This is a genomic window from Paenibacillus forsythiae T98 (assembly GCF_000520735.1).
Lineage (GTDB): Bacteria > Bacillota > Bacilli > Paenibacillales > Paenibacillaceae > Paenibacillus_AQ > Paenibacillus_AQ forsythiae.
This window is the reverse complement of sequence record NZ_ASSC01000194.1, coordinates 1-3,254: the sequence shown is the minus strand read 5'-3', so window position 1 is coordinate 3,254 and position 3,254 is coordinate 1. Positions and strand designations below refer to the sequence as shown.

Below are 3,254 nucleotides of genomic sequence, written 5' to 3'. Positions count from 1 at the left end.
CCCGCCGATCAGCCGTCCTTCTTGGCTCATGCCTACGAAGCTTAAATCCTTGTAGCTGGATTCAAAGCCGGTTACATACTGACCTTTCACGATTGTGGTGCTGAGCGGATATCTCCTGCCATCCTTGTCGGCAAAGCCCCCCGCGTTAATGCCGGCGACAGCACCGTACCGGTTGGCCGCATGGAGGGTCGTTTCCGAACTTCCGGGACCGGCCTGCCCGAGACTCATGGTCATCGCCGCCTTGTCCTTGAGCTTGATCTTCATTGCATAGCCTGTATAGCTGCCGGGGTTGACCCGGTACAATTCGATTCGGATACGGCTGCTGTTAATGGTATCGAACGGGGAGCCGAGCCTGGCCGTAATACGCCTGTTGTATATCATAGCGGGGCGGCCCGCCTGTAACATGGCCTTATCCACAAGCGCGTTCATCGCGGCTGTCGTTTCCTGGTACAGCTTCGCACTGGCGCTCACGGAATGGATCGTGTAGGTAGCGGAGGCCTGAGCCTTGCCCAACTGGTCCTTGATCCCGGATGTAAGCTGCACAGGACCCGCAGAAGGCGAGAAGCGCTGCGTTTCCAGATTCAGCGTAAGCGCCGGTCTGTACAGGGACAGGCACAGCAGAAGGCCGATGAACGGCGCGGTAACGAGCATGAAGAAACGGTTCACTCTTTTGACCGGCGTTATCATTTCAGCAGATCCATCTCTTTCTGTAAAGCGTCGAGCTGCTTGCGGACTTCGCTTAACTGGGTGTAGAGCTTATTGCTGTTGTCCGTCTTGGTGCTGGCGTTATCCTTGGTAAACGTAAGGAGCTCATTGAACGACTGCACTTTGTCCTGCAGCTCGCTGATTTCTTTCGACAAAACCGACAGTTTCTGCTCATAATCCGACTGAAGCAAGGAAAGCTGCTGCTGACTTTGCGCAGAAAGCTGCTTTAGCATCTGATCCTTCAAATGATTCGTGTAGCTGTAGACAGCGAAGCCGCAGGCAGCAATCACGACCAGCCAGAACAGCAGGAACCATTTGACGGAGGAGCCGTTTCTCGTCGCGGCGCGGGATGGATACGCGTCCGGCGATTTCATTGACGGCTGCATTCATAATCACCTCGAACCTTTTTGTGAGTCCTTATTCTACCAGAATTATGCCAGTTTCGCAAAAAGGGGAAGGAAGAATCAGGAAAAAAATAATTGCATCCTCCGAAAGCCGTGCGTTACAATTTCACTAGATTCCGCAAAGCGCCATGTATATAGTGTATAGGAAAAAGGGCGGAGTGCAGCACGAGATCGTTTCTCATCTTGCATTATCCGGAAAATGCGGATATGTGCTTTGTTCCGGGTAAATTACATAGTATCAGGAGGTCTGGGCTTTAATGATGAAAGTTTGGCAGGTAGTGATTATGGGCTGTCATCCCACGAGTATGCTGGGAACGAAGCTGATTCTGGAAGAAGCGGGGAATTTAATTGTGCTGGGAACTTACAGCGATTGGACGGGAGGAGCCGAGGTGGTGCGGGAGAATCAGCCGGAGCTGGTGCTTCTTGACTATTGCATGGCGGATGACCTGATTGAGACCATACTGCCCGAGATGAAAAAAAGCTCCCCTTCTTCTCATTTTGTCGTGATGACCGATAGAGAAGGCCAGGAGCTGTTGCAGCCGCTCTTAAAGCTGGGAGCCAGCGGCATCTTATCCAAAGGGGCGTCGCCGAGCCAGCTGTTGCAACTGATTGGAGGACTGCGTGAAGGATTTCTGTCCCTGCCCCTGGGGTGGCTCGGTACGGTGGTCTCGCCGATCTGCCCGTCCGAGGAGAGCGGCGCCGTGCTGAAGCTGACCGCGACCGAAAGATTCATTATGGAACAAATTGTTCAAGGGGTCACCTATGATAAAATAGCGCTTGAGATTGATGTAAGCCGGCGGTCCATTGACAATTACCTTCGCAAGATTTATGTTAAGCTCGAAGTTTCCACCCGGGCGCAGGCGATCGAGAAATACGCGCTGTACTCGCATCAAATCAGACCCATGTATGCATAGCATCCGGCAGGACGGCATAATGCGGCGTCTTCCGGAATATTCATTCATGAAAGCATAAAAGGGGGCGCCGCATGAAATATGATTTTTCCGCTCGTACGCGGACGCTGATGAATTCGCCGCTTCTGAGCATTCGGACACAGACGCGCCGGGGCTCCATCATTTCGCTGGCCGAAGAGCTGCCGGCGGAGGAATTGTTCCCGCTGCCCCTGTTGGCCGAAGCGGCTTCAACCGTGATTTCGGCCGATGCGCAGGCGCTTCAGTACGGAGATCCGGAAGGGTACGGGCCGCTGCGGGAGTGGCTGGGGAACGACTGGCTGAGAGGCAAGGGAGTACATATTCCTCAAGGCGGCATCCTGCTGACGACAGGCAGCCAGCAAGCGGTGGATCTGCTGTCCCGGGTATACATTGATCCGGGCGACCGCGTGCTTGTGGAGAATCCTACATCTCCCGGCTTCCTGCAGGCGCTGCAGATGCAGGGCGCGGTCATTATTCCGGCCCCGGGCGATCATGACGGACTTTTGCCGGAGCATCTGCGGGAGCTGATTGTGCGGAATAGACCCAAAGCGCTGTTTGCGGCGCCGAGCTTTACGAATCCGAGCGGCATCCTCTGGAGCCTGGAACGGCGCAAGGAAGTGCTGGAGCTATGCATTTCGCATAACGTGCTCATTGTGGAAGACGATTCCTACGGCGATCTTCATTTTCAGCGTCAGAACCGGATCGCGTCGAGGTATCCTTCTTTATATGCACTGGAGAATGCGGGCGAGGGGGGACATGTGCTGTATATTGGTTCCTTCAGCAAGACGGTTGCGCCTGCTCTTCGGACGGGCTGGGCGGCTGGCAGCCGCGAGCTGATCGCTGTGATGGCGGCCGCCAAGGGAATGGCGGATTGGCAGTCAAGCTCGCTGAATCAGCGTCTGCTGTACCATCTGCTCCATGCGTCGGCGTTCGATTTGCGGGAGCATATTGCCATGCTGAACCGTGAGTACAATACGAGGCTGAAGCTGATGGTGGAGCTGCTCAAGCGTCCCGCCTGGAAGGACTGTTCCTATAATCTGCCCTCCGGCGGCATGTTCCTGTGGGTATCGCTGCCAGACGGACTGGATGCTTTGGTCCTGCTGAAGAATGCGCTTCGCAAGGGTGTGGCTTACCTGCCGGGGCCGCTCTGTACGGCGGACGGCAGCGGCAGCGGATATATCCGGCTCAATTTCAGCCATCCTGGCCGCGATGAGCT

The 3,254-nt window shown here is 55.3% G+C and carries 3 protein-coding genes and 1 pseudogene; 2 read left to right on the top strand and 2 right to left on the bottom strand.

Annotated elements, in window-relative coordinates; translation table 11 throughout:
* A pseudogene (locus tag L692_RS0107060) lies at positions 1–687 on the bottom strand (phosphodiester glycosidase family protein); the annotation flags it as partial.
* Positions 684–1,091 carry a hypothetical protein gene (locus tag L692_RS0107055; RefSeq protein WP_025698432.1) on the bottom strand — a complete coding sequence of 136 codons (408 nt, stop codon included), beginning with the start codon at positions 1,089–1,091 and terminating at the stop codon, positions 684–686. The gene L692_RS0107055 and the pseudogene L692_RS0107060, both read right to left, overlap by 4 nt.
* Positions 1,092–1,366: 275 nt before the next feature.
* On the opposite strand from L692_RS0107055, the gene L692_RS0107050 reads away from it, so the two are divergent.
* Both L692_RS0107050 and L692_RS0107040 read left to right on the top strand, forming a co-directional pair.
* Complete coding sequence (locus L692_RS0107050) at positions 1,367–2,023, top strand: response regulator transcription factor (RefSeq protein ID WP_025698430.1); 657 nt, start codon at positions 1,367–1,369, stop codon at positions 2,021–2,023.
* A gap of 71 nt (positions 2,024–2,094) precedes the next feature.
* On the top strand, positions 2,095–3,254 hold a 1,160-nt coding region (locus L692_RS0107040), incomplete at its 3' end, for an aminotransferase-like domain-containing protein (protein ID WP_025698428.1).

Excerpts from the sequence above, each read along its gene's own strand:
- L692_RS0107055 (WP_025698432.1), bottom strand. The coding sequence starts at position 1,091 with ATGCAGCCGTCAATGAAATCGCCGGACGCGTATCCATCCCGCGCCGCG.
- L692_RS0107050 (WP_025698430.1), top strand. The coding sequence starts at position 1,367 with ATGATGAAAGTTTGGCAGGTAGTGATTATGGGCTGTCATCCCACGAGT.